Here is a 26,731-nt window from a genome sequence, read left to right on the forward strand (position 1 = left end):
CGGAGGGATGGCGAAAATTCAAAGAATTTCTGACGGGTGGTTTACAAAACGTCTATCAAAACTTTTGCGTCTTTTATCATTTAACACACAATAACAAATTTCAGCAGTAACAAAAATGGAATATAGAAAATTAGGAAATACAGATTTAGAATTATCAGCAATCACACACGGAGCTTTTGCCATCGGAGGTAATATGTGGGGAGGTAATGAAAAACAGGACTCTATCAACTCTATTCATGCATCATTAGATCACGGAGTAACTTCTATCGACACGGCACCTTTCTACGGTTTCGGATTGAGTGAAGAAATGATTGGAGAGGCAATCAAAGGAAAAGACCGTTCAAAAATCCAGCTTTTAACAAAATTCGGATTGGTATGGGACGGAAGTAATAACGGAAAAGGAGAGTTTTTCTTTGATGCTGAAGACGAAGGAAAAACAATTCCCATATATAAATTAGCTTCCAAAGAAAACATCATCAAAGAAGTTGAGGAAAGCTTACAAAGATTAGGGACGGATTATATCGACCTTTTACAGCTTCACTGGCCGGACAGTACAACGCCTATAGGTGAGACAATGGAAGCCATGGAGCTATTAATTCAGCAAGGAAAAATCCGTACTGCAGGAGTAAGTAACTATAGCGTGGCTCAAATGAAAGAAGCTAACAGAACTTTAAAGCTTGCCAGCAATCAGGTTTCTTACAGTATGCTGAATCGTGCCATTGAAAATGATCTTGTCCCTTATTCTTTGGAAAACAATTCAGGAATTATTGTATACAGCCCAATGGAAAGAGGTCTTTTAACCGGTAAATATTTCAAAGAAACCCAATTAAAAGATAACGATCACAGAAACGGATATTTCTCGCAGTTTGATTTGAATAAAGTGAAAACTTTCTTAGAAAAAATTGAACCTATTGCTCAGGAAAAAGGAGCCAGCCTTTCTCAACTGGTATTAAGATGGACTACGCTGCAGCCGGCAATTACAGTAGTATTGGCAGGAGCAAGAAATGCACAGCAAGCCATCGAAAATGCAAAAGCGATGTCTATTGACCTTTCTCAGGAAGAATTGAACTTCATCAATTCAGCTTTAAGCGAAATTTAATGTAAAAGTGGAAGCTGGAAGAAAGAGGCTGGAAGTTCTATTATTGTATTGATCATTAACACGCTTTTATTGTACTATTCTGAGTATAACAAAGGGATTCTTCCTTCGTCGAAATGACAATTGAAATTAAATTGTGCACAAATCAAATCGATACAACTCCATCTGTTATCAGACTTCAATAACTTCCCTCCCAATCTTCCAGCTTCTCTCCTTTAACTCTCATACCTCATAAAAATGAAAAATAATCTGATCAAAATGTTCGGGTTAGCAACCCTATTGACCATTAACAGCATTACATTAAATGCTCAGACACTTGTCAATCCTGAAGATACATCATGGTATCCTTCTGTTTACGGAGCACAGGACGAAATCGGAGCGGCTAATTTATTGACTCCTGAAGTTGTAAAACAGGCTCTGGGACTGGTAAAGCAGGGAAAAACCTTAGCTCTTGCCGTTCCTATTGATAAAAAACTTCCGGCTTTCAGACACAGAAGCTTCAATTTATATAATATTCAGCCCGGAGAACAGGGCGGAAAAAGCATAGGTCCCAATAAATTTACATTCAATGATGAACTTGTCAACGGATGGACCGGAGTGGGAACCCAGCTGAATGGCATCGGGCACATCGGAATTGACAACACTTACTACAACGGAAATAAAGCGACAGACTTTGTAACTGTAGAAGGTGTAAAAAAACTAGGTGTGGAAAAAGTACCTCCTTTCGTTACCCGTGGTGTAGTCCTTGATATGACCACACATTATGGTAAAGCAATTGTACCCGGAGGAACAGAATTTACGGTAGAAGACATCAAATCTGTTTTAAAGAAACAGGGACTTATCCTGAGAAAAGGAGATATCGTTCTTTTCAATACCGGATGGCTTGAATTGATCGGTAAAAACAATCAACAATTCTTAGAAACTGAACCGGGAATCGGAATGGATGCTGCAAAATGGCTTGCCGATCAGGGAATCGTAGCTTTTGGTGGTGATACCTGGGCTTCTGAAGTCTATCCTAATCCGAAAAGTAAAGAAGAATTTCCCATCAACCAGTTTATGCTGGCTAAAAAAGGAATTTATAATCTGGAACTGATTGACAGCCGTCCTTTGGTGAAGCAAAAAATCTGGGAATTTTTATTCGTGTTGGGGCAGCCTTTATACGTAGGTTCTACTCAGGTGAATGTGAATCCGGTGGCTATTTATTAATCATATCCATTGATTTTTTAAGAGCAGGAAGACAGGGTAATTCGTTTAAAAAATAAAATTAACCTTAGAATTTATTTTTAGAATTAATACTCAAACTGTTTTACATTGTCATTTTGCATCTTATAATAAAACGGCCTTTCAGGTTTGAAAGGCCGTTTTTTAAATAAAGTAAACATCCGTAGATCATGCAGTCTTCATCAACTTCCATCCTGCATCTCCCACACACCCTGATTTCACTATTTTGCAATCGGAAGATGGGTACTTATTGCAATTCTGTTCCATGCATTGATTGTAATGATAGCCATGATGATCTGAGCGATCTGGTTATCATCGAAAAATGACTTTGCTTTTTGATAAGTTTCTTCAGTTAATCCTTTATCACTTATCAGCGTAATTTCCTCTGTCATTGCCAAAAGCACCTGCTCTTCTTCTGTGAAAAATTCTTTTGCTTCCGTCCATCCGTTCAGGATAAAAATTCTCTGAGGCGTTTCACCATACTTAATGGCATCTTTTGTGTGCATATCAAGGCAGAAAGCACATTTATTAATCTGTGAAGCCCTGATTTTAATTAATTCCTTCTGAATGTGGGTTAAAGAAATGGTCTGTAAGTATCCTTCTAATCCCATCATCGCTTTGTAAGCTGCTGAATCTACTGTTGCAATATTTAATCTTGCGCTCATTATATTATTATTTTTTGGTTAATTGATCTATACTTAAAGAATATTGCTGCTGGACCGCCAGTAAGAGAGCTGCGGCACTTCCTACCCATACAGAATAGTTGAGTGGAGCTTTAGGCCCTAAAGCAACGGTCATGGACAGGGCAAAAATCAATAGCAAAATACTGCTTCCATACGCTGCAATCTTGGTTTTAAACCCTGCAATCAGCATCAATGGAAAAAGAATCTCAAAGAAAGTAGAGGCATATGCTGAGAATGTACTCATTGTTTCCGGAAGAAAAAATGTCAGCTGTCTTGTATATTCTTTAAAGCTCTCCATGTTTCCCCATGCTGAATTTTCTTTGCTCCACCATCCCAATCGGTCTGCCACTGCAGAAAGCATGGTTACTGCAAGAGCAAGTCTTAAAAACAGCTGCGGAAATTGATTTTTGGTATCTGTCATTGCATTGGCTTTTAATAACATGACAAATTTCCGATTTCTGATCCGTAAAAATCTTAAACTGGTTTAAGATCGTAACTTTGCCCTGATTTCACTTAAATATTCCGGGGTAAAACCTAAAAAGGAAGCAATGAGATATTGTGGAATTCTCTGTATAAACCAAGGGTACAACGTACTGAAATGCACATAATATTCTTCTTTCGTCATCTCATAAATATAACGGATTCTTTTTTCGGCAGCGGCATAAGCCGTTTGGTAAACCATTCTGAAATAACGTTCCATAACGGGATGCTTTTCCAGTAAAAGTTCCTGAGACTGAAAATCAATGGCTAAAATCCTGGAGTTTTCTACAGCCTGAATATTAAAATCTGATTTCATCTGTTTTTCAAAAGCAAAAGTATCAGACATCCACCAGTTTTCTATGGCAAATTCTGTGGTTTGCTCCACTCCTTTTTCGTTCACAAAAAACTTTCTCAGACATCCCTCTAATACGAAATATTTAAATTTACAGACATCACCTTCAAGCATCAGATTTTCTTTCTTTTTCACTTTTAAAACCTGAAAAAAAGAAATGACAGAAGCAAATTCTTCTTCGTTTATTGTAATGAATTTATCTAAATGCGCCTTGAAAGTTTCCATTGTAATATTTAGTAATCAAACTTAACTTTATTTTTTTAGTTTTACAATTCCAAAAAACAATAAATCATGGACATCGTTGCAAAAATTTTGATCGCCTTAGTCGCAATAGAACATATCTACATTCTTTGGATGGAGATGTTTGCCTGGGAAACAAAAGGTAAAGAAGTATTCAAGGCTGCTTTACCCGCTGAAATGTTTAAGCCTACCAAAGGACTTGCTGCCAATCAGGGACTTTACAATGGTTTTCTGGCTGCCGGGCTGATCTGGTCGTTCCTGATCAAAGATCCGCAATGGCAGACCAATGTAGCACTATTCTTTTTAGGTTGTGTAGCCGTGGCCGGAATTTACGGGGCAATCTCTGCCACAAAAAAAATATTCTTTGTACAGGCACTTCCTGCAATATTGGCCATTATTGCTGTTTTACTGAAGTAATTTCCATCGCTCATATTCTATACCATATCCATACACTCTTATCTTTAATGACAAGGGAAAATCACCTGTATCTCTTTTCCACAAAGAAGCTTAAAACCAGCTTCTTACGTTCAAAAAAATCCATTTAATATAAAATTCGTAAATTTGCATCGTCATAAAAAATTGATATACAGGTTTTTTATGCTGATCTGCATTTTGATGAAATGTAGAAATTCAAGTTGTTCAGTACACATATCTGTAATTACCTCATCCGTAATTTAATTGTAGAATCTATGTAAAAGAGTAACCTCTTTTTACATGCTACACTCTTTTTCTAGAGTATAATCTAATTGAAATATTTAAAAATAAACATAAGGCCAAATGGTCGGTATGCTCTTATTTTTTTGTTAAAAGCTTTTATCACTATAAGCTATGCAAATTATTTTGCACTATCGTCATCAGCAGAACAACAAAGATTAAACGCATATAACAAACTGGTGTACAGTTTTTTATATCATTTATTAATTCAAAAAATTCTGAATATGGAAAAAAATGAAAACAGTAGAAAAGTAAAACTTAAAGTTGAAGATCTGACTATTATTTTTGGTAAAAACAAAGAAAAAGCACAGGAACTTTTAGACAAAGGCTTTTCCAAAAAAGAAATTCTTGAAAAAACAGGCTGTACCATAGGAATCAACAAAGCAAGTTTTGAAATCTATGAAGGTGAATTCTTTGTCATCATGGGATTGTCAGGAAGTGGAAAATCTACGCTCCTGCGCTGTCTTAACAGGCTGAATGAGCCCACTTCAGGAAAAGTATACATCAATAATGATGATATTACCGGCAAAAACAATAAAGAGCTTCTAGAAGTAAGAAGAACGGAAATGAGCATGGTTTTTCAGAAATTCGGTTTACTGCCTCATCATACTATTTTAGATAATGCAGGCTTCGGATTGGAAATCAGAGGAGAAAGCAAAGCTTCCCGTGATGAAAAAGCACAGAAAGCGCTGGATATTGTAGGATTGAATGGTTTTGAAAATCAGTATCCTTCCCAGCTTTCAGGAGGAATGCAGCAGAGAGTAGGATTAGCAAGAGCTTTGGCGAACGATCCTGAGGTATTGCTTATGGATGAAGCTTTCTCAGCGCTCGATCCTTTAATAAAATCTGAAATGCAGGATCAGATGCTTGAACTGCAGAATACACTGCAAAAAACTATTGTTTTCATTACCCATGATTTGGATGAAGCTATTAAAATCGGAGACCGTATCGTCATAATGAAAGACGGCGTCATAGAACAGATAGGGACTGCTGAAGATATTTTAACGAATCCCGCCAGCGACTATGTAAAAGCATTTGTGGAAAAAGTAGACCGTAAAACAATTATCACTGCCAGATCTCTGATGTTCGACAAAGCTACGGTAGTGCGTTTCAGAAAAGATGGTCCTGAAGGAGCTTTAAGAAAAATGAGAGCTACAGGGCTGGAAAACTTACCTGTGGTAGATGTTCAGAACAAATTTCTGGGTTTTGTAACTCTTAATGATGTAGTCCGAATTGCCAGAAAGAAAGAACCCACGGTAGAGTCAATTATCAACAGTAATGTCCCTTCGGTTTATCCTGAAGTAACTGTAGAAGAAATGCTTCCGTTGATTTCCGGAAGTAAATCAGCCATCGCGGTAATTGATGAAGACAATAAATTCTTAGGACTTGTCACCCAGTTATCTCTTGTCATAGAAGCGACCAAGTTTAACGAAGAAGAAATCATTGAATTAAAAGAAATCGCAAACAATCAATAAGATGAATAAAACTATAGATATAGGTCAATATGTAGAAACTGCAATCAATTGGCTCACAGAAAATGGAAAACCTGTATTTGATATTATAAAACATATTGGAAACTCCTCTATCATGGGGATTGAATGGATTTTAATAAACACTCCTTTTTATGTAATCATTCTCTTCTTCACACTGCTGGCGCTATGGAAAGCAGGAAAAGGTATTGCTGTGGTGACTGCAGCAGGACTGAGTTTAATATTTTTAATGGGATTATGGAAAGAAACCATGGAAACCCTCGCGCTTATATTTGTTTCCACCATTACAGCCCTTATCCTTTCTATCCCTCTGGGAATCTTGGCAGCGAAAAGCAAAATAGCAGACAAAATTATCCGTCCTTTGCTGGATTTGATGCAAACAATGCCGGCATTTGTGTATCTGATTCCTGCTGTACTGTTTTTCAGTATCGGTAAAGTGCCCGGTGCTTTTGCAACCATCATTTTTGCCATGCCGCCTGCTGTAAGACTGACAACGCTGGGAATTGAAGCTGTTCCGAAAGATATTGTAGAAGCGGCCAGAGCTTTTGGAGCAACCAATCGTCAGATTTTGTTTAAAGTAGAACTTCCTTTAGCAATGAAAACAATTTTAACGGGGATTAATCAAACCATATTGCTATCCTTATCCATGGTTGTGATTGCAGGAATGATTGCAGCAGGTGGTTTAGGAGAAAAAGTACTGGAAGGAATTAATAATCTGGATATCGGATTAGGATTTGAAAGTGGGTTATCCGTTGTGATTTTAGCCATTATCCTCGACCGTATTACCCAGGGATTTGTAAAGAAAAAGCAATAAGATGAAACAATTAAAATATCTGTTTTTTCCCGTTTTAATGCTAGTATTTGCTGCATTATATTCGTGTGAAAATATAAAAAACTCAAAATATATCACCATAGGAATGGTAGACGGCTGGGCGGAAGATGTTGCCATGACCCATGTTGCCAAAGCCATTCTGGATAAACAGGGTTATCATGTCATTATTCAAAAAGCTTCTACAGATATGATTCTGGCTTCAATGAACAATGAAGATACAGACCTTTTCATGGGAGTATGGCTTCCTTACACACATGCTAAAAAACTGGCTAAATTCCCAGGACTGACTCATCTCGGGACCAATTACAACAACGGCCGGATAGGACTGGTCGTTCCGGAATATGTCCCTGTTAATTCTATTGAAGAACTCAACCAGCACCAGGATCAATTCAACAACAGAATCATTGGAATTGAAAAAGGAGCAGGATTAACAACCGGAACTGATAAAGCAATTATTGATTATCAACTGAATTATCAGCAGATTAACTCCTCTACAATTGCCATGATCACAGAATTACAGAATGCTATACAGCGTAAGCAGTGGATTGTGGTAACGGGATGGCAGCCTCACTGGATGTTTGGTAAAATGAAGCTTAAGTTTCTTGATGATCCCAAAAAGATATTCGGTGAAGCAGAACAGATTAAGACTTACTCCAGAAAAAGCTTTGGAAAAGATCATCCTGAGCTGTCCAGATTCTTTTCCAGACTCCATTTTGATGATGAAAATATGTCTGATCTTCTGATGAAAATGGAACAGAGCAAAAATAAAGAAGCCACTGCCAAAGAATGGGTGCAAGATCACTCTGAACTGGTACAGTCATGGCTAGATAAAGATTAATAAATAATTTGGTGCTATTTAAAATCCTCAACCCTATTATGGGCTGGGGATTATTTATTGAGATCTATAGTTCAGATGTATTCATAAATTCTTAATCTTTTCTCTGTGAAGCAATATTTGTTAGTAATCACAAAGGCGCAAAGAAATGTAATAATATACTGCTTTAAGGCGCAGGAAAAACAACCATTTTCAGCAAGCTTGTTCAGTTAAGGTTCAAGAGAATTAAATTTTATCAAAGATAAAATCCTTGCGCCTTAAGACATGTTTAAAGGAAAATTATTGCGTCTTTACGTTTTCAAACATCTCATAACTACCCCATAGATTCTTTAATCTTTTCCCGATGAAGAATCCCCCAGTTCACCAATGTTTCCGTCACCGGAAAAACAGACTTTCCGTATTCGGTCACAGCATAGGTTACCGTGATAGGTTTCGTATCCTGAATCGTTCTTGTGATCAGAAGGTTCGTTTCTAGTTCCTTTAATTCCTTGCTGAGCATTTTTGCAGAGATTCCTTCAATACTGCGTTCCAGCTTTTTAAAATGAATCATCTGATCAGGTCTGTTCGTAAGATATCGTAAGATCATAAGTTTCCATTTTCCTCCCAATACATCCAGACTGTCCCGCATAGCGAACAGCTCTTCGGTGCAGCTTGCCTCTCTTTCTATGCCGTTTTCAATGATTTTTGCCATAATAGTTTCATGTAGGTAACTAGTTACCATTAGTTAACTAGTAGCAAATATAAACTATTCCTTCTTTACATTTGTGTATCAAATTTTAGAATATGAAAGCAGTTATTTTGAATAAAAACGGCAATCTGGAAGATGGTCTTAGCGAGCAGCCCCGACCTAAAGACCATGAAGTTTTGATCAGGATTAAAGCCAGTGGTTTCAATCCTATTGATTACCAAATGCTGGAAAACGAGCTGGAGCGAAAACTGATCAGTTCCCCGATATTAGGAAGAGAATTATCCGGAATCGTAGTCGATAAGGGTTCACAGGTTACAGAATTCAATATTGGCGATGAGGTGTATTGCGGAAGCGGCTCCATGGGAAGCAACGGTACTTATGCTGAATACATTTCCGTTCCGGAAGCTATTGTTTCATTGAAACCTGAAAATATTTCATTTGAACAGGCAGCTTCTATTCCTTCCGCAGGACTTACCTCTCTGCAGATCTTTAACCGTCTGAAATTAAATCCGGAGAATACAATCCTTGTCACTGGTGCTGCCGGAGGCGTTGGCTCATTTTTGATCAAACTTTTGTTAGCACGCAATATCCGACAGGTCATCGCAACCGTTGGCAGTGAAGAAAACAGGCAGATGCTTCTCAATTTAGGATTAAAAAACCATCAGATCGTTAATTACAGAGAGGAAAATCTTATTGAAACCATTTTAAAAGCCAATAATGATCATCCCTTTGAGTTTGGAATTGATCTGGTTGGAAACTACATGTCAGAAGTAACCGCAGAAGTTTTAAAAATTAATGGAACTTATGTGGATGTAACCGCCTTAGTCACTAAAGATGCTCATGAAACATTGTTCAACAAAGGAACTTTGATTATGAATATTTCCAATTATACATATGGAATGGTTAAAAAGTATGAGTATTATAAAAACAGTCTACTTACAATAAAAGAGCTCATCGAGGCCGAAACAATTCTTCCACCACAGCATAAAGTGATAGGAGACCTTTCTCTGGAAACTGTTCTGCAGGCACACTCTATGTTAAAAAACAATCAGACCCAAGGTCATAAACTTATCATGAAACATTAATTTATGAACGCAATACCAAGACGAATCGTAACAGGAATAAAAGATGGAAAATCTGTGATTATAGAAGATCAGCGGGTACAAAACGCAGTGGAACATTTTCCGGGACTGATCATTTCTGATGTATGGAATACCCAGAAAACACCGGCAAGCTTAGACATTGAAACCAGAATTCCCAATACTGGATTTCCCCAGACTCCCAAAAATGGTACGTACTTTCGATATGTAGTCGTTCCTCCTGACAAAGATTTAGGGGTTGAATGGAAAGAGAATGAACCTCATCCGCTGATGCACCAAACTCCGACACTTGATTATATCATCATCCTTTCCGGTGAGCTCTACCTCATCATGGAAGAAGGTGAAACACTTTTAAAACCTGGAGATATCGTCATTCAAAGAGGCACCAATCACGCATGGAGCAACCGGTCTGATGAACCGTGTATTCAGCTGGCGGTGTTGATAGATGCAGATGATCAGGGGTAAAATAATTGAAAAATTTAATCATTTAAAAATTTAAAAATTGGGATAATGCTCACAAATTTTAAAAGTTCAACAAGCTAAAAATTCTGTGTGATCCGTGAGAATCAAAAAGAAGGCCTTTTAAGGTTGGATAAACGCAAAGGCGCTAAGATATTTTTCTTTTAAATTGTTTTTATTTTATCTTCAATAAAATTGTATATTTCAAATACTATTTAGATTAATTTTTGCTGAAAATCTTTGATTTTCCTGCGCCTTAAAAACAGTATGATTATTATTTTTCTTTACACCTTTGCGTTTGCCCAACAAACATTTTACAAAGCAGAAATCTCCTTCAGTTTCTCCTTCATTTTTTCAGGTGTCATCTGCCCTTCCTGATAATACACCAGATTCTGATGTTTATCCAGGAACACCCATAAAGGATAAACCGGCTGATTTTTATTCTTAGACAAAGCCAGCGCCAGCTCATGAATACCGGAGTTTCCATTCTGCAGATACTCAAACTCCTGGTTCTGGAAATAAATTCTCTCTTTCGTCTTCTCTGCCTCGAAATTGACAAAATAAAAATGATCATTGATTATATTCACCAGATCTTTATCTTTACTCAAACGGTAAGATTCAATTTTGCAAACCGCACACCATTCCGTATAAAGGTGAATGACAACCGGCTTCGGATTTTCTTTCTGCTGAGCCTCAAGATCAGAAAAAGTGCCTGTCTTCATCTGAGACAGATAAAAACAGGGCACTAACATTAAAAATAAAGTTATTTTTTTCATTTTAAAGTATATTTTACTCCCAGGAAACCTCTGACGCGCTGCATTGGGGCATAACCATACGCTGTATCAAAAGTATAATGATTAGGATTGTTGATAGGATCATCAACATGTTTATCAAATGGGTCAAACGGTCTCATTAAAGGATCTTTAGGGGTAAAGTTGAATAAATTTTTAATTCCGCAATACACTTCAAACCCTGATTTGAAACTCTTGGATACCTGAATATTGGCCAAAGAATAGAATGGTGAATATTCAGGCCGGTAATCATTCTGCAGAACAGGAAGCCTCATTGGCCCGTAAAACTGTCCTGTAAAATCTATGGTCAGGTTACTTGGAAATTTATACGTCAGGTTATACGTTCCGCTCCACTTCGGGGCATGGAGCTGTTGTGTTTTTTGATTCTCATTATCAAATTTCTGGTAGACATCCAGATAGGTCACTCCAAGATTAACACTCAAGGGAAATTGAAAACTAAAATCCACATTCAAAGAAGCTCCTCTTGAAATTCCGTATCCGTGAAGATTATCATAAATAATTTTATTAGGATCTGAATCAAAATCACCTACGATTTTATTGCTGAAATAAGTGTAAAATGCAGATGCATCCAGATTCACCATTCGGTTTCCTACCGGAATTTTCCATATATAATTCAGGTTTCCGTTCACTGATCTTTCCGGCTTAAGATCAGATTTCACCACCACTTCCCTTGATCCTGTGAGTGCGGCATGATCTTCAGTAAATAAATTCACAACCCTGAAGCCCGTTCCAAAATTGAAACGCAGGGTGTGGTACGGATTGGGGGAAAACTTCCATGCTAATCGCGGAGAATGTACAGAATGATGTACTTTATCATAATCATATCGGTATCCAAGCAACAAAGTATTTTTATCATTTATCTCCCACTGATCCTGAATAAAAGCTCCCCAGATCGGTGATTTCATCGGTGCATTGGTGATTCCGTCTGATGCTAATGTTCCCGGAGTGTTGTCATCATAAAAAGTTCTTTTAAAAGTAAGCCCGGCCGTGATATCATGCTTTCCGAAGCTTCTGTCCCAATAGGTCTGCACAAAAGCTACTTTTTGTGTGGCATTGAAAGGATTTGATCCGTAAAATGAATTCTGGTCATGATAATTATAGGAAAACTGAGTCACAATATGTTCCTTCATGGGCCATTCATACAACCCAAAAACCTCCGCTCTGTTGGTATAAATACTTTCTCCATAAACCTGATCACTTCCGCGGTAAGATTTGTTCCACTGCATTTCTCCTCCGAAACGGTCTTCATAGAGATATCTCATCGCAAAGCTCGCCTGCCTGTTTTCCTTTCTCTGAAAATTCCATTTGTTGAAAACTGAAATTCTGCTTTGTAAAGTAGCATCTGTAAAATTATCTTTATTCTGGTCTATTCTTTCCTGAAAACTGAAATAATTCAAACTTAATAATGAAGCAGCCTTTTTTCCTACATTGAACTTCGTTGAAAGGTCCAGATTATTCTCACTCCAGGTACTCGTCATCATATCTACACTTAGCTTAGGAGCGGTCAAAGCATTTTTGGTGATAATATTAATGACTCCTCCCATCGCTTCAGAACCGTAAATGGATGATGCAGGACCTTTCACCACCTCTATTCTATCCACCAGACTGTTCGGAATTCCACTCAATCCATATACCGTGGAAAGTGAACTTACAATGGGCATTCCGTCTATCAGAATCATGGTATAAGGCCCTTCCAGTCCGTTGATATGGATATCTCCTGTATTACACACAGAACAATTCAGCTGAGGTTTTACTCCGTTCACCATAGCAATGGCTTCAAAAATACTGGGAGTGGGATTTTTCTGAAAAAATTTCTGACTGTAGATCTCAACTGCCACAGGACTTTTGGATCTGCTCATCGGTTTTATGGTACCGGTAACCACTACATCTTCAATGTTACTTGTCCTGATTTCCCTCTTCATAACTTTTGCAGAATCCAGATTTTTATGGGGTGCCAAACTTAAGCTGTCTGTCTCCTGCGCAAAACAGTATGATGATAAAAAAGTGATAGAAAATAATATTCGCTTCATGAAATTCTAATTGTTAGACAAATCTAACAATTATTTTTTGAATACAAAACTTTACTAAAAAAATATAGAGTAAGCCAATTCATGAAAAATGATTAAATTTGAGAAACTACATAAGAAAGTAAAATGAGATATCATCTAGCGGGAAATATCCCACCAAAAAGACATACGATCTTTAAGTCTCCGGAAGATAAATTTTACTATGAGCAGCTCTTTGGTACAGAAGGCTTCCATGGTATTTCTTCTCTGTTGTATCATATCCACCGCCCTACACAGATCAAATCTATCGGTGAGCCGAAAGATGTCACTCCAAAAATAGCTGTGGAAAAAAACATCACTCCCAGAATGTTTAAGGGGATGAATGTTACTCCTGAAGACGATTTTATGGACAGTCGAAAAATCCTTTTGATGAATAATGATCTGAAGATGGGATTGGCTAAGCCTAGAAAATCGATGGATTATTTCTACAAAAATGCGGAATGTGATGAACTTTTATACGTACATCAGGGAACCGGAATTTTAAAAACTTTTGTAGGAGATCTTGAATTCGTTACCGGAGATTATCTTATTATTCCGAGAGGAACAATCTATCAGGTAGAGCTTAAATCCGATGATACTGTATTTTTTGTATTGGAAAGCCACTCTCCCATTTATACTCCGAAAAGATACAGAAATGAATTCGGACAGCTTTTGGAACACTCTCCTTTCTGCGAGAGAGATATGATTGCTCCTGTTTTCAAGGAACCTGTTGACGAAAAAGGTGAATTCCTGATTAAAGTAAAAAAAGAAAACCAGATTACAGATTTCATCTACGCCACCCATCCGTTTGATGTAGTGGGCTGGGACGGATATTTTTATCCTTATAAATTCAATATTAAAAACTTCGAGCCGATTACAGGAAGAATTCACCAGCCGCCACCGGTACACCAGAATTTTGAAGGCCACAATTTCGTAGTGTGTTCATTCTGTGCAAGAATGTATGATTACCATCCACAGGCTATTCCTGCACCTTACAATCACTCCAATATTGATTCTGATGAGGTACTGTTCTATACAGAAGGTGATTTCATGAGCCGTAATCATATTGACCTGATGGACTTTACCCTTCACCCGGGAGGAATTGTACACGGACCTCACCCGGGAGCAATGGAAAGAAGTATCGGTAAAAAATTTACGGAAGAATATGCTGTAATGGTAGACCCTTTCCGTCCTTTAAAAATTACCGAAGAAGCTTTAAAAGTAGAAGATCCTTCTTATAAAACTTCATGGTTAGAATAAATCAAAAGCAATACTTCTTTTAATTTAAAAAAGTATTACTGAATACATACAAAAGACGCTTTAAATCCTTTATTTAAAGCGTCTTTTTTCGTAAATTTGTAAGGTATGGTTAACATATTAGCCATCATTATTTTTCATGACGCATCCTAAGTAATGGTGGTTTAAAACAAAATCAATATTACATGTTAGAAAGAATCAGATTAGAAAGTTTACACCAAAAAGTTACCACAGCAGAAAATGCTGTAAAAATTATTAAAGACGGCATGACCATTGGGTCCAGCGGCTTTACAAAAGCAGGTGACAGCAAAGCAATTTTGCCGGCACTGGCAGAAAGAGGAAAAACAGAAGATATTAAAGTCACTTTGATGACCGGAGCTTCACTCGGGCACGGTACAGACGGAAAACTGGCAGAAGCCAATGTGCTTAAGAAGAGAATGCCATTTCAGGTAGATCCTATCTTAAGAAACAAAATCAACAACGGGGAAATCCTCTTCATCGATCAGCATTTAAGCGAAAGCGCCGAGCTTCTCCACACCAAAAATCTTCAGAGCATTGACGTAGCCATTATCGAAGCTGCTTATATAGAAAGAGACGGAAGCATTGTTCCTACCACTTCTGTGGGCAATTCCGTGACTTTTGCTGCTTTGGCTAAAAAAGTGATTATCGAAATCAATACGGAAGTTCCTGAAGAAGTTTATGGAATTCATGACATCTACCAGGCTGAAGATTATCCTTACAGAAACGTTATTCCTATCGTTGCTCCATGGAACAAAATCGGGAGAAAGAGTATTCCGGTAGATCCTGAAAAAATTGAAGCCATAGTTTTTACCAACCGCAAAGACAGTCCGGCAGATATTGCAGAACCGGACGAAAAGACAACAGCGATAGCCAGACATCTTCTTGCTTTCTTTGAAAATGAAGTTCTTTTGGGACGCCTTACAGACAGATTACTTCCTCTGCAGGCAGGTATCGGTAAAGTAGCCAATGCCGTTCTTACAGGATTCAAGGACAGTAATTTTTATGACCTTACGATGTTTTCCGAAGTGCTTCAGGACAGTACATTTGATCTGATAGATTCCGGAAAGCTAAGCTTTGCTTCTGCATCATCCATTACCGTTTCTCAGGAATGCTATGAAAGGGTCCTAGGAAATCTTTCAAAATATAAAGAAAAGTTCGTTTTAAGACCTCAGAATATTTCCAATACTCCGGGATTGATCAGAAGACTAGGAGTCATAGCTATCAACACTGCTATTGAATTTGATATTTACGGAAACGTAAACTCTACCCATATCGGAGGAACAAAAATAATGAACGGAATTGGAGGTTCCGGAGATTTTGCCAGAAATGCCTACTTAAGTATTTTTGTGACTCAGGCTGCTTCAAAAGGCAATAATATTTCTCACGTTCTTCCGATGGTATCCCATACTGATCATACAGAACATGATGTAGATATTCTGGTAACAGATATGGGATTGGCTGACTTAAGAGGATTGGCACCAAGAGAAAGAGCACAGAAAATCATAGACAATTGTGTCCATCCGGATTATAAAGAAGAATTACAATCTTATTTCGACAGAGCATGTGAAAAAGGAGGACATACTCCTCACTTACTGCAGGAAGCATTCAGCTGGCATCTGCGATTTGCCGAGACAGGAAGTATGAAGCAGAAAACGGCTGTTGAAACTGCCAATTAAGATTTTATCAAAATAAAAAATAGAATAAAAGGACTGAATGCCAATGCATTTAGTCCTTTTTATTTTAAATTGCATCTGGCTCATTTATATGACAAAAGTCTGTACAATATCCTTAAAATATTTATATGAATATAAAATTATAAAGATTATCTTTGAAAGAATAGAAGTATTTTATGTAATAAAAAATGCTCTCAACACCCTTTGAAAAAAGACAAAATATGAATAATTACATCAGCGCAGAAGAAGCAATATATACGATAAAAAGCGGAAACCGAGTATTCTTTCACGGCAGTGCCTGTACTCCCAATTACCTGATTGATGAACTGGCAAGACAGTCTCACCGATTGCAAAATGTGGAAATGGTTTCCATTACCCAACAAGGCAATGTGGAAATTGCAAAACCGGAATACAAAGACAGCTTTTTCGTCAACTCTTTATTTGTTTCCACTCCTGTGCGTGATGCCGTGAATTCTGACAGAGGAGACTTTGTACCGGTATTTCTGAGTGAAATTCCTATTTTATTCAGAAAAAACATTCTGCCTCTGGATGTAGCGATCGTTACGGTTTCTCCTCCGGACAGACACGGTTTCTGTACATTGGGAACTTCAGTAGATATTGCAAGAGCAGCGGTGGATACTGCAAAAATCATTGTTGCTATTGTCAATCCAAGGATGCCAAGAACCCATGGAGACGGGATGATCCACATCAGCAGAATCCATAAGCTGGTCTGGCATGAAGAAGAACTTCCCACTGTAGATTATGGTTCAAAAGTAGGACATGAAGAAATGCTTGTCGGAAAAAATGTGGCTGAACTTATTGAAGACAGATCTACCCTTCAGATGGGTATCGGAACCATTCCTGATGCGGTTTTGAAATGCCTTACCAACCATAAAGATCTGGGAATTCATACTGAAATGCTGAGCGATGGTGTTATTGACCTCATTCAGGATGATGTCATCAACAACAAATACAAAGGGTACAACGATAATAAAACCATTACCAGTTTCTGCTTCGGAACCAGAAAACTATATGATTATGTGGACGACAATACTGTATTTGCTTTCAGAGATGTAAGTGAAGTCAATTTTCCTATCAACATCATGAGAAACAAAAAAATGGTTGCCATTAATTCTGCCATTGAAATAGATCTTACGGGACAGGTATGTGCTGATTCTATCGGAACTATGCAATATAGCGGAATCGGGGGACAAATGGACTTTATGCGTGGTGCCGCATTAAGTGACGACGGAAAACCCATCATCGCCATTACTGCAAGAACAAAAAAAGGAATTTCCAGAATCGTTCCTTTTCTTAAACAGGGAGCCGGTGTGGTAACTACAAGAGGACATATTCATTACGTAGTTACTGAATACGGAACAGCTTACCTCTATGGGAAAAACCTTCGGCAAAGAGCGCAGGAACTCATCAGCATTGCCCATCCGGACGACAGAGAAATGCTGGAGAGAGCCGCCTTTGAGAGATTTAAACACTGATAATCAAATGATAAGGATTCCAAATTATTTTTTATTTAAAATCTCAAAACATATTTTGAATCCACATCTGCAGAATCATAAAAAAGCGTTAATCTTTTGGCAGTATTTTTGATAAAACTCATTCAAAAACAAGGAAATTGAAAACTATATATAATTCGATACGAGAAGAAGTTGTAAAGCATTCTAAAGTAAGGAATTCTGTTTTGGGGAATGTGAATGAATGGAAGAGAAGCCATTATATTATTCTTTCCGAAATTATTAAAGATGAGCTCTCTGGAGCCGAAGAACTGAAAGGAGGAAAAAAGTTTGAAATCGGAAATACCATTTCACATGTTACCCTGCAGCGCTTTTTTGAAAATGACTATCAGGATAAAACTCATAATGATCTCAGGTTTCTTAAAACATTAGATAAGATCTGTATTTTCTTAGGCTACAAAGACCTTAATGACTATATTCTATCTGTAAGACATAAGAAACAAAACAATGAGGAATCTGATAATCAGTCACATCTTACACAGATGGTTTATGATTACTGTGCAGCAGCTTTTGAATTTTACAAGCTGTTTCCCACTCACAATACTGAACTGTTAAAAGATCTGGTATTCGATGATTCCCCGTTTCTGGAACGAGCGTCACAATTCAGCAAAGAGCTGTGTGATAAAGATTTTCATCTGGTTACTAAAAACAACCGGTCCAATTATGAAGTTTTTGATATTCATATCGTTACGGATGAACCGGACAAAAAAATACTGGAGTCTCAGGAATTCTGGAATCTTCTGTTCAAGGTAGGAGAAACGGGAGAAGAACACTTCGTCAACCAGCTGAGTACTCAGATCTATTTTATCCGGAAAATAAATAATACCTGGAAGATATGGGATAATTATAATCCCGATGCAGGGCTGTTAAACAGAAAGATTGAAACAATATAAAAAGAAAGCCGTAGAAAATTTCTACGGCTTCCATGTTTCGAAATATTTTTTTCACTTGTCTTTTGTATTACAAATGTAAGTAGCCGATTTCAAACGTAAGAAACTTAAATATACTTAAGTAAACTCTTCTTTAACGTTATGTTAAATATATTCAATGAATCCAAGGGAATATTTTCGCAATGTCTAAGTTTTTTGTAATTTGCATACCAATAAAATAAAAGTAAAAGAGAAAATATGTCAACACTTACATTTGCCGAGAAAATAGCTCAAGCAGAAAATTTCTTACCGATCAACGGTACAGATTATATTGAGTTTTATGTAGGAAATGCAAAACAGGCTGCCCATTATTACAAAACCGCTTTCGGTTTTCAGTCTGTAGCTTATGCGGGTCCTGAAACAGGAGTAAGAGACCGTGCATCTTATGTGCTTCAACAGGGAAAAATCAGATTGGTATTAACAACAGGATTGAAATCTGACTCTGCTATCAGTGAGCATGTAAAAAAACATGGTGACGGAGTAAAAATTTTGGCACTTTGGGTAGATGACGCTTATGCAGCTTTCGAAGAAACAATTAAAAGAGGTGGAAAGCCTTATTTAGAGCCTGTAACGTTAACTGATGAGCATGGAGAGGTAAGAATGTCCGGAATCTACACTTATGGAGAAACCGTTCACATGTTTGTAGAAAGAAAAAATTACAACGGAGCTTTCATGCCTGGATATGAAAAGTGGGAAAGTGACTATAAGCCTGAAGAAGCAGGTTTATTGTACGTAGACCACTGTGTTGGAAATGTTGACTGGAACAGAATGATCCCAACTGTAGAATGGTATGAAAAGGTAATGGGATTTGTAAACATCCTTTCTTTTGACGACAAGCAGATCAATACAGAATATTCTGCATTGATGTCTAAAGTAATGTCCAACGGAAACGGATTTGCAAAATTCCCTATCAACGAACCTGCAGAAGGAAAGAAGAAATCTCAGGTGGAAGAATATCTTGATTTCTACGAAGGAGAAGGTGTACAGCACATCGCTGTTGCTACAAAAGACATCATCCATACTGTAACTGAATTGAAAAAACGTGGAGTTGAATTCCTTTCTGCTCCGCCGGAAGCTTATTACGATATGGTTCCTGAAAGAGTAGGCCATATTGATGAAGATCTTAAAAAACTTCAGGATTTAGGTATACTTATTGATCATGATGAAGAAGGGTACTTATTACAGATCTTTACCAAGCCTGTAGAAGACCGTCCTACTCTATTCTTCGAAATTATTGAAAGACATGGTGCACAGAGTTTTGGTGCCGGAAACTTCAAAGCTTTATTCGAAGCATTAGAAAGAGAGCAGGAAAGAAGAGGTAATCTTTAATTTTACATTAAAATATAAGTTTTGTCAGAATACCGTATTCTGGCAAAACTTTTTTATAAAACACAGTATATGAGAAAACTTTTTATCGGGATTTCCCTTTTAGGAACTTTAGGGCTTAAAGCTCAATATGGTTCTTTGAATGAAATTCTTAACCGACTTGAACAAAGAAAAGGGATCAATCAGCATCTTGAAAATGTAAATATTGATAACAAAAAATTCATTTTCATCAAAGATGAAGCTGATCATACGGAACGGGACTTTATTATTATCAAAGAAAATAATGCCACTTATGTAGAGGTTTTCGATGATAAAGCGACAGGAGAAAGCAGTTCTAATGTTTTCACCGGTGATATTGTCAGGAAAAAAAATATTATTTCTTTAAGAGCAGATATGCTTGAAAATAAAAAAATCCCAATGCCTGTTACGAAAACGTTATTGTTGACCCAGCAGGATAATATTCTATATCTCATCGATGTCAATACCAGAGACAGATGGATAGATGAAGCATCTTATTCAAAAAAGGCAAAATAAATATTCTGTGGAAATACTCAGCAATATTTTAATCTAACTAAAATCTAAACTTATGAAATCATTTGTAGACTATTCCTCAAACTCGGATTTTTCTATACACAATATTCCTTTCGGAGTCGCAGTTTTTAACAAAGAATATATCGGATGCTGTACAAGAATCGGAGATCAGGTAATTGATCTTGCGACTTTGTACGATCTTGGTTATTTTGAAGATATTGAAGGATTAGACGACAATGTTTTTGAAGCTTATACCATCAACGAATTTATCGAACTGGGCAAACCGATTACCAATGCTGTTCGTACTAAAATTCAGACATTATTACAGGAAGGATCTACTTTATCAAAAGATCAGAAAACAATAGAAGAAGCTTTCTATGACCTGGACAAGGTAAAAATGATGATGCCTGTACACATTCCGAACTACACGGATTTTTACAGCAGCATCGAACATGCTACCAACGTAGGAAAAATGTTCCGTGATCCTGCAAACGCTTTATTACCTAACTGGAAACATTTACCTGTAGGTTATCACGGAAGAGCATCCTCTATCGTAGTTTCTGGTACAGATATCAACCGTCCAAAAGGTCAGATGAAGCCTGCAGAAGCAGACAAGCCTGTTTTCGGACCATGTAAACAACTGGATTTTGAATTGGAAATGGCTTTCATCATCAATAAAAATACAGAGATGGGAGAAAGTATTTCTACTAAAGAAGCAGAAGATGCCATCTTCGGAATGGTAGTTTTCAACGACTGGTCTGCAAGAGATATTCAATCTTGGGAATATGTTCCGCTAGGGCCATTCCTTGCGAAAAACTTTGGTTCTTCCATTTCTCCATGGGTTGTAACTCTGGAAGCATTAGAGCCATTCAGAACAGCTTCACCAGTACAGGATCCTGGAGTTTTAGAGTATTTAAAATTTGAAGGGGATCAAAACTATGATATCAACCTTGAAGTCTATATTCAGCCAGAAAACGGGGAACAAAACCTAATCTCTGAAAGCAACTATAAACACATGTACTGGAATATGACCCAGCAGCTGGCACACCACACCGTAAACGGATGTAACGTGGAAGTGGGAGATTTATACGCCAGCGGCACCATTTCAGGAAGCGATCCAAAATCTTTCGGATCTATGCTTGAGCTGACATGGAGAGGACAAAATCCTTTATCATTAAGCAACGGTGAAGAAAGAAAATTCATTGAAGATAATGATACCGTTACTATGAAAGCTTGGGCTGAAAAAGACGGTGTAAGAGTAGGTTTCGGTGAAGTTTCGGGTAAAATTATCCCGACAGTTTAATTTTTTTTAAATTTTAACTCTGCACAATACAACTATTAAACCTTATAGGTTTTGAAAACCTATAAGGTTTGGTGGATGATTGCTAAAAATATCCTGCTAAACAGTTAGTATTAGAAATGTCATGCTGAGCATGAACTATAAGTTTACGAAAGCAGTTCACTAAGCATCTTATTAAATATCATTTGAATACTTAAGTAAAATTAAGTGTTAAAAGCAAAAACATGAAAACAGTAATCCCCTCCGAGATAACCTCCGTACAGCTGCAGACCATTATGCAGACAGCCATTTCACCGCGCCCTATTGCATTGGCATCTACGGTAGATAAAGACGGTAATAACAACTTATCTCCATTCAGTTTTTTTAATATGTTCAGTACGGTTCCTCCTATTTTGATCTTTTCACCGTCAAGAAGAGTTCGGGACAATACCACAAAACATACGCTGGAAAATGTTCTTGAAGTACCGGAAGTAGTCATTGGAACAGTGAATTTTCCCATTGTACAGCAGATCTCATTAGCTTCTACAGAATATGAAACCGGAGTCAATGAGTTTATTAAATCCGGACTTACCATGAAAGAAGCTGATCTAGTAAAACCTAAACTTATTGAAGAATGCCCTGTCAACTTTGAATGCAAAGTTTTAGAGGTAAAATCATTAGGAGATCAGGGCGGTGCGGGGAATCTTGTGATCTGTGAAGTTCAGAAAATTCATATCAGAGAAGAATACCTGAATGAAGCCGGAAACCTGGATCAGAAAAAGCTGGATATGGTAGCCCGTTTAGGCAGTAACTGGTATTCCAGAAGTAATGAAAACAGCCTTTTTGAGGTTCCAAAACCTTTGGTAACAAAAGGAATCGGCTTTGATCTGCTGCCTGATGCTATTAAATATAGTAAAGTATTTACAGGAAATGACCTCGGAATGCTTGCCAATACGGAAATATTGCCAGCAGGTGACTTCCATGCGGATGACACTATTCACCTTAATGCCCAGAAACTGCTTTTGGAAAGTAAAATTGAAGAAGCATGGACCATTTTGACCATTAAATAAAAGAAAAAGCCTGAAAATTCAGGCTTTTTTATTTAAGGAGGAAAGTTAGAAGCCGGAGGCTGGAAGTTCATAAAGATCATGAATAATAACCTCTTGGAAAATAGTTCTATTTTGATTTCAATAGATATCGAATACCGTTAACAACTCCCAGCTTCTATCTTCCCGCTTCCTTTCTTACATGCTATTTTGCTTTCAAAGTTTCTGAAACTGTTATTTTCCCTTTTTCAGCAAAGTCTGTTACTTTTCCATTTTTATCAATGGAAATATTCAGATTATCATTTTTAGCATCGTAAAAAATACTTGTAGCATATCCCGGGCAGTCGTGCTGCTTACATCCAGTCAGTTTATAAATTCCGTTTTCTGATGTTATAGGACTTTCTACATTGAAGTTCTTTACCATCTCATCATATTGAGCTCCCGCAAGCTTCTTTAATCTTTCCGTAATGTTTTTATCTTCAAACAATTTAATATCGTGTGGATATTTACCCACATTTTTAGTGATAATATTGTCCGGAGCCGGAGCAGAAGGAGGTGGTGATGCTACAGAATCATTTTTTGTAATTACAGAATCTTTTGGCATTACTGTAGCCAAAGTATCTGTGCTTGCTGAAGATTCTGCTTTTGCTTCTTTTTTACACGAAATAACACATAATGAGAGCGCGAATGCGCCTGCAATAATTTTTTTCATAATTATACTGATATGGTGGTTGACTTATAATAACGTAGTTTTAACCGTTTTATTTCAATTTTTCTTTGATAAAATCAATACATTTTTCGGTTACAGCATTCAGATCTTCGGGTAAATCTGTCTCTGTCCAGGGCTCTTTTGCTCCGAAAGTATGATTTGCATTTTCAATCAGGAAAAGTTCAGAATTCGGGTGAAGAATATGAAGATGTTCTGCCTGCTTTACCTCTACTGCTTCATCTTCTGTCCCGTGGATAATCAACATATGAGCTTTTGCCATTTCCGTTGCCCGTTCTACATCAAAACGGTGTACATTCTGCTCATAATCTTCATAAAACTGATAATAGTGAGGCATTTCCTGTTGGGTACGTCCGTTCACAGCATAATAAACTCCGTTCTTTTTCCAGTTTTCAAAAGCTTCTCCTTTGGGAAAACGGTCTAAAGTATCCACACTGGCCAAAGTAATCAGACCGTTGATTCTTTCATCTTCAAAGGTTTTGATGATAGAAATCCCTCCTCCCCTGCTATGGCCAATCAAAATAATTTTTTCAGCATCTGCACGCGGATCTTTACTAAAGTGATCCATCACCACTCCGAGATCGGAAAGTTCTTTGGAGTAATTATTATGTCCAAAAGCTTCAAGGTCTCCAAAGTTGTGCGGGTCATCCGCTGTAGTCCCGTTATGGGAAAAATTAAACTTTACGAAGAAAAATCCTGCTTCAGCAAACTTTTCCGCCATCAGATTCCATGCTCCCCAATCTTTATAACCTTTATATCCGTGAACAAAAAGTACCAGCGGAAGTTTCCCTCCAATGTCTTTATAAAAAGCATCAGCAAGAAAACCTTTTGTTTCTTTATTTTCTAAATATATATTCTTTTCACTAATCAAATTCATAAAATAAATGAGCTTTACTTAATATTATTTATATTTATACAATCAATTCAAATTGAAATTTATGAAAAAAACTCTACTTCTTTTATTTTTAATTACTTTTTCTTTTATACTCAGTCAGACGACCAAAAGGGTATTCTTTATCGGGAACAGCTATACTTACGTTAATGATTTGCCTAACCTCATTCAAAGTATTGCTGCTTCTAACGGCGATGTACTGGAGCATCACAGCCATACACCTGGCGGATCCACGCTGCAGGATCATTCCGGCAATCCTGATGTAATTTCAACCATCAATCAGGGCAATTGGGATTATGTCGTATTACAGGAACAGAGCCAGCTTCCTTCATTTCCGGATTCTCAGGTTCAAAATCAGGTATATCCTTATGCTCTTCAACTTTCCAATCTGATTAAAACATCCAATCCCTGTGGAAATGTAATCTTCTATATGACCTGGGGCCGCAAAAACGGAGATGCTTCAAATTGTCCGGGACTTCCGGCTGTATGTACCTATCAGGGAATGGATACTCAGATTTATAACCGCTATATGGAAATGGCAACAACCAATGAAGGTATTGTTTCCCCTGTAGGTAAAGTCTGGAGAACGATCAGGGAGCAAAACCCGGCTATCGAATTGTATGATCAGGATGAATCACATCCGAGTTATATTGGATCTATGGCCGCTGCGTATACATTTTACACTATTTTATTTAAGAAAGATCCTACACAGATCCCTTTTAACGGAAATCTAAGTCCGGCACAGGCTCAGCTGATCAAGGATATTGTTAAAACAGAAGTTTACAATCAGCCTGCTCAATGGTTTGTAACGAATAATGATGTTCACAGCAAATTCACCTATCAGATTACCGGAGCGGGAACAGTTCAGTTAACCAATACAACACAGAATGCAGCCGCATATTTATGGGATTTTGGTGACGGTACGACCTCAACTCTGGAAAATCCGTCACATACCTACCCTACAGGAGGAACTTATACTGTAAAGCTGACAACGGCTGCCTGTGGAGCCACTACTACCAAAACAAAACTGGTTGTGGTAAGCACATTAAATACCACAGAAGCTGCTATTCAGAACCCGGTTCAGATTTATCCTAATCCTGCTCAACATCTTATTACCATCACTTCTAAAGAGAGAATTGAAGTACTTTCACTTACCGATGCTTCCGGAAGATTCTTTCATTATCATTTAAATAAAACAGATACAGGATATATTCTGCCACTTCAACATTTAAACAGCGGAGTTTATTTTTTACAATATAAAGCAGGTGAAAAGGAATTCACTAAAAAGATTATAAAAAAATAACCTTATTTTTGCTTCATGCAGAATTTAAGAACGGTAACCGTGATGCGTTACATTCTGCCATTGAGAGAAGGAGGGTCTCTTCCTGCTCTGGCAGAAGCTGATGATGATTTCAAATATGTATTAAAATTCCGTGGTGCAGGCCATGGAGTAAAAATGCTTATCTCTGAACTTTTGGGTGGAAAGATTACCGAAGCGTTAGGACTAAAAATTCCTGAACTTGTTTTTATCAATGTTGATGCCGATTTCGGAAGAACGGAAGCTGATGAGGAAATACAGGATCTTCTGAAGTTTTCTGAAGGTCTGAACCTTGGCCTGCATTATCTATCCGGTTCTATCACTTATGATCCGGGAGTAAGTGTTGACCCCCTTCTGGCTTCAAAAATCGTTTGGCTGGATGCTTTCATTACCAATATTGACCGTACTTTTAGGAATACCAATATGCTGATGTGGAATAAAGAGCTTTGGATCATCGATAATGGTGCTTCGTTCTATTTCCACCATTCATGGCAGAATTTTGATACAGCGGCAAAAACACCTTTCAAATATGTGAAAGACCACGTCCTTCTTCCCAAAGCAAAAATGCTTGACGAAGCGGATCAGTTTGCCCATGAAGTACTGAATGATGCACTTTTCAGGGAGATTGTCAATACAATTCCTGAAGACTGGCTACACTGGAATGATGCCGATGAAACGCCTGATGAAATACGTGAGATCTATTTTCAGTTTCTGAAAACCAGATTAGAAAATTCTCAAATCTTTATAAACGAAGCTAAAAATGCAAGAGGATAAAATATATGAATATGCGGTAATACGCTTGGTGCCTAAAGTTGAAAGAGAAGAATTTTTCAATATCGGACTGGTGATGTTTTCCAAAAGAGAAAAATTCATCAGGGTGGAATTCTATTTGTGTCCTGATAAATTCAACCTGATGCACAGTAAGCTGGACTACGAAGATATTATCCAGAATCTTGAAAGTTTTCAGAAAATTGCCAATGGTGATAAAGACGGCGGGCCTATTGCCCTGCTTGATATTCCTGAGCGTTTCCGCTGGCTGACAGCTGTAAGAAGTGCTGTAGTTCAGACTTCAAGACCTCATCCTGGAAAATCCAAAGATTTAAACAGTACTTTTGGTAAACTTTTTGAGGAGTTAGTAAAATAACACACCCTC

General features: G+C 37.5%; 27 protein-coding genes. 19 read left to right on the plus strand and 8 right to left on the minus strand.

Annotated features, from left to right (window positions below; genetic code table 11):
• Nucleotides 1-115: 115 nt before the first annotated feature.
• Nucleotides 116-1,099: an aldo/keto reductase gene (locus FW781_RS15880; protein WP_149388335.1), complete on the plus strand. Its 984-nt coding sequence runs from the start codon at nucleotides 116-118 to the stop codon at nucleotides 1,097-1,099.
• Between the two features lie 234 nt (nucleotides 1,100-1,333).
• Nucleotides 1,334-2,302 carry a cyclase family protein gene (locus FW781_RS15885; RefSeq protein ID WP_149388336.1) on the plus strand — a complete coding sequence of 323 codons (969 nt, stop codon included), beginning with the start codon at nucleotides 1,334-1,336 and terminating at the stop codon, nucleotides 2,300-2,302.
• 236 nt (nucleotides 2,303-2,538) lie between these two features.
• Here FW781_RS15885 and FW781_RS15890 read toward each other — a convergent pair whose 3' ends face one another.
• The 3 genes from FW781_RS15890 to FW781_RS15900 all read right to left on the minus strand — a co-directional run bounded on the left by FW781_RS15890 (nucleotide 2,539) and on the right by FW781_RS15900 (nucleotide 4,057).
• A complete protein-coding gene (locus FW781_RS15890) occupies nucleotides 2,539-2,982 on the minus strand; it encodes a carboxymuconolactone decarboxylase family protein (protein WP_149388337.1) in 444 nt (147 codons plus the stop codon).
• A 7-nt stretch (nucleotides 2,983-2,989) separates the two neighbouring features.
• Nucleotides 2,990-3,421, minus strand: a complete 432-nt coding sequence (locus FW781_RS15895; protein WP_228720216.1) for a DoxX family protein — start codon at nucleotides 3,419-3,421, stop codon at nucleotides 2,990-2,992.
• A gap of 63 nt (nucleotides 3,422-3,484) precedes the next feature.
• Entirely contained in the window at nucleotides 3,485-4,057 is a 573-nt protein-coding gene (locus tag FW781_RS15900) for a Crp/Fnr family transcriptional regulator (RefSeq protein WP_149388339.1), read from the minus strand.
• A gap of 66 nt (nucleotides 4,058-4,123) precedes the next feature.
• Between FW781_RS15900 and FW781_RS15905 the strand changes: the two genes are divergently transcribed.
• The 4 genes from FW781_RS15905 (at nucleotide 4,124) to FW781_RS15920 (ending at nucleotide 7,946) form a co-directional block, all read left to right on the plus strand.
• Entirely contained in the window at nucleotides 4,124-4,489 is a 366-nt protein-coding gene (locus FW781_RS15905; RefSeq protein WP_047382705.1) for a DUF1304 domain-containing protein, read from the plus strand.
• A 521-nt stretch (nucleotides 4,490-5,010) separates the two neighbouring features.
• On the plus strand, nucleotides 5,011-6,261 hold the full coding sequence (locus tag FW781_RS15910) for a quaternary amine ABC transporter ATP-binding protein (protein WP_149388340.1): 1,251 nt from the start codon (nucleotides 5,011-5,013) through the stop codon (nucleotides 6,259-6,261).
• Between the two features lies 1 nt (nucleotide 6,262).
• Complete coding sequence (locus FW781_RS15915; RefSeq protein WP_149388341.1) at nucleotides 6,263-7,090, plus strand: ABC transporter permease; 828 nt, start codon at nucleotides 6,263-6,265, stop codon at nucleotides 7,088-7,090.
• Between the two features lies 1 nt (nucleotide 7,091).
• Nucleotides 7,092-7,946 carry a glycine betaine ABC transporter substrate-binding protein gene (locus FW781_RS15920; RefSeq protein ID WP_149388342.1) on the plus strand — a complete coding sequence of 285 codons (855 nt, stop codon included), beginning with the start codon at nucleotides 7,092-7,094 and terminating at the stop codon, nucleotides 7,944-7,946.
• Nucleotides 7,947-8,256: 310 nt separating this feature from the next.
• Here FW781_RS15920 and FW781_RS15925 read toward each other — a convergent pair whose 3' ends face one another.
• Nucleotides 8,257-8,634, minus strand: coding sequence for a winged helix-turn-helix transcriptional regulator (locus FW781_RS15925; RefSeq protein WP_105684557.1), 378 nt, complete (start codon nucleotides 8,632-8,634; stop codon nucleotides 8,257-8,259).
• 92 nt (nucleotides 8,635-8,726) lie between these two features.
• On the opposite strand from FW781_RS15925, the gene FW781_RS15930 reads away from it, so the two are divergent.
• The gene (locus FW781_RS15930) at nucleotides 8,727-9,716 is read left to right on the plus strand and encodes an NADP-dependent oxidoreductase (protein WP_149388343.1); all 990 of its coding nucleotides are present in this window, start codon (nucleotides 8,727-8,729) and stop codon (nucleotides 9,714-9,716) included.
• Between the two features lie 3 nt (nucleotides 9,717-9,719).
• Entirely contained in the window at nucleotides 9,720-10,196 is a 477-nt protein-coding gene (locus FW781_RS15935) for a cupin domain-containing protein (protein WP_149388344.1), read from the plus strand.
• Nucleotides 10,197-10,504: 308 nt separating this feature from the next.
• Here the strand turns inward: FW781_RS15935 and FW781_RS15940 are convergent, their stop codons facing one another.
• On the minus strand, nucleotides 10,505-10,966 hold the full coding sequence (locus FW781_RS15940) for a thioredoxin family protein (RefSeq protein ID WP_149388345.1): 462 nt from the start codon (nucleotides 10,964-10,966) through the stop codon (nucleotides 10,505-10,507).
• Nucleotides 10,963-13,032, minus strand: a complete 2,070-nt coding sequence (locus tag FW781_RS15945; protein WP_149388346.1) for a TonB-dependent receptor plug domain-containing protein — start codon at nucleotides 13,030-13,032, stop codon at nucleotides 10,963-10,965. Before FW781_RS15945 ends, FW781_RS15940 begins: the two co-directional genes overlap by 4 nt.
• A gap of 123 nt (nucleotides 13,033-13,155) precedes the next feature.
• Here FW781_RS15945 and FW781_RS15950 point away from each other — a divergent pair, with 123 nt between their 5' ends.
• The 8 genes from FW781_RS15950 to FW781_RS15985 all read left to right on the plus strand — a co-directional run bounded on the left by FW781_RS15950 (nucleotide 13,156) and on the right by FW781_RS15985 (nucleotide 22,665).
• Nucleotides 13,156-14,307, plus strand: a complete 1,152-nt coding sequence (locus FW781_RS15950) for a homogentisate 1,2-dioxygenase (RefSeq protein ID WP_149388347.1) — start codon at nucleotides 13,156-13,158, stop codon at nucleotides 14,305-14,307.
• 182 nt (nucleotides 14,308-14,489) lie between these two features.
• On the plus strand, nucleotides 14,490-16,001 hold the full coding sequence (locus FW781_RS15955) for a succinate CoA transferase (protein WP_149388348.1): 1,512 nt from the start codon (nucleotides 14,490-14,492) through the stop codon (nucleotides 15,999-16,001).
• 218 nt (nucleotides 16,002-16,219) lie between these two features.
• A complete protein-coding gene (locus tag FW781_RS15960; protein WP_149388349.1) occupies nucleotides 16,220-17,494 on the plus strand; it encodes an acetyl-CoA hydrolase/transferase family protein in 1,275 nt (424 codons plus the stop codon).
• A 137-nt stretch (nucleotides 17,495-17,631) separates the two neighbouring features.
• Complete coding sequence (locus FW781_RS15965) at nucleotides 17,632-18,423, plus strand: hypothetical protein (protein ID WP_149388350.1); 792 nt, start codon at nucleotides 17,632-17,634, stop codon at nucleotides 18,421-18,423.
• 234 nt (nucleotides 18,424-18,657) lie between these two features.
• Nucleotides 18,658-19,788, plus strand: a complete 1,131-nt coding sequence (hppD, locus tag FW781_RS15970; protein WP_149388351.1) for a 4-hydroxyphenylpyruvate dioxygenase — start codon at nucleotides 18,658-18,660, stop codon at nucleotides 19,786-19,788.
• A gap of 69 nt (nucleotides 19,789-19,857) precedes the next feature.
• A complete protein-coding gene (locus FW781_RS15975; protein ID WP_149388352.1) occupies nucleotides 19,858-20,319 on the plus strand; it encodes a hypothetical protein in 462 nt (153 codons plus the stop codon).
• 52 nt (nucleotides 20,320-20,371) lie between these two features.
• Nucleotides 20,372-21,619, plus strand: a complete 1,248-nt coding sequence (fahA, locus tag FW781_RS15980; protein ID WP_149388353.1) for a fumarylacetoacetase — start codon at nucleotides 20,372-20,374, stop codon at nucleotides 21,617-21,619.
• Between the two features lie 221 nt (nucleotides 21,620-21,840).
• The gene (locus tag FW781_RS15985; RefSeq protein ID WP_149388354.1) at nucleotides 21,841-22,665 is read left to right on the plus strand and encodes a flavin reductase family protein; all 825 of its coding nucleotides are present in this window, start codon (nucleotides 21,841-21,843) and stop codon (nucleotides 22,663-22,665) included.
• 181 nt (nucleotides 22,666-22,846) lie between these two features.
• On the opposite strand, the gene FW781_RS15990 is transcribed toward FW781_RS15985, so the two are convergent.
• Both FW781_RS15990 and FW781_RS15995 read right to left on the minus strand, forming a co-directional pair.
• Nucleotides 22,847-23,353: a hypothetical protein gene (locus FW781_RS15990; RefSeq protein ID WP_149388355.1), complete on the minus strand. Its 507-nt coding sequence runs from the start codon at nucleotides 23,351-23,353 to the stop codon at nucleotides 22,847-22,849.
• A 49-nt stretch (nucleotides 23,354-23,402) separates the two neighbouring features.
• Complete coding sequence (locus FW781_RS15995; RefSeq protein WP_149388356.1) at nucleotides 23,403-24,245, minus strand: alpha/beta hydrolase family protein; 843 nt, start codon at nucleotides 24,243-24,245, stop codon at nucleotides 23,403-23,405.
• 61 nt (nucleotides 24,246-24,306) lie between these two features.
• Here FW781_RS15995 and FW781_RS22785 point away from each other — a divergent pair, with 61 nt between their 5' ends.
• From FW781_RS22785 to FW781_RS16010, 3 genes are read left to right on the plus strand one after another with little or no spacing between them, the layout of a single operon-like run.
• Nucleotides 24,307-25,563, plus strand: a complete 1,257-nt coding sequence (locus tag FW781_RS22785; protein WP_149388357.1) for a T9SS type A sorting domain-containing protein — start codon at nucleotides 24,307-24,309, stop codon at nucleotides 25,561-25,563.
• A gap of 15 nt (nucleotides 25,564-25,578) precedes the next feature.
• Nucleotides 25,579-26,352, plus strand: coding sequence for a HipA family kinase (locus FW781_RS16005; RefSeq protein WP_149388358.1), 774 nt, complete (start codon nucleotides 25,579-25,581; stop codon nucleotides 26,350-26,352).
• Entirely contained in the window at nucleotides 26,339-26,722 is a 384-nt protein-coding gene (locus tag FW781_RS16010; protein WP_047382659.1) for a DUF3037 domain-containing protein, read from the plus strand. Before FW781_RS16005 ends, FW781_RS16010 begins: the two co-directional genes overlap by 14 nt.
• Nucleotides 26,723-26,731 lie beyond the last annotated feature (9 nt).

It is taken from the genome of Chryseobacterium panacisoli (genome assembly GCF_008274625.1).
In the GTDB taxonomy this organism is placed as follows: domain Bacteria; phylum Bacteroidota; class Bacteroidia; order Flavobacteriales; family Weeksellaceae; genus Chryseobacterium; species Chryseobacterium panacisoli.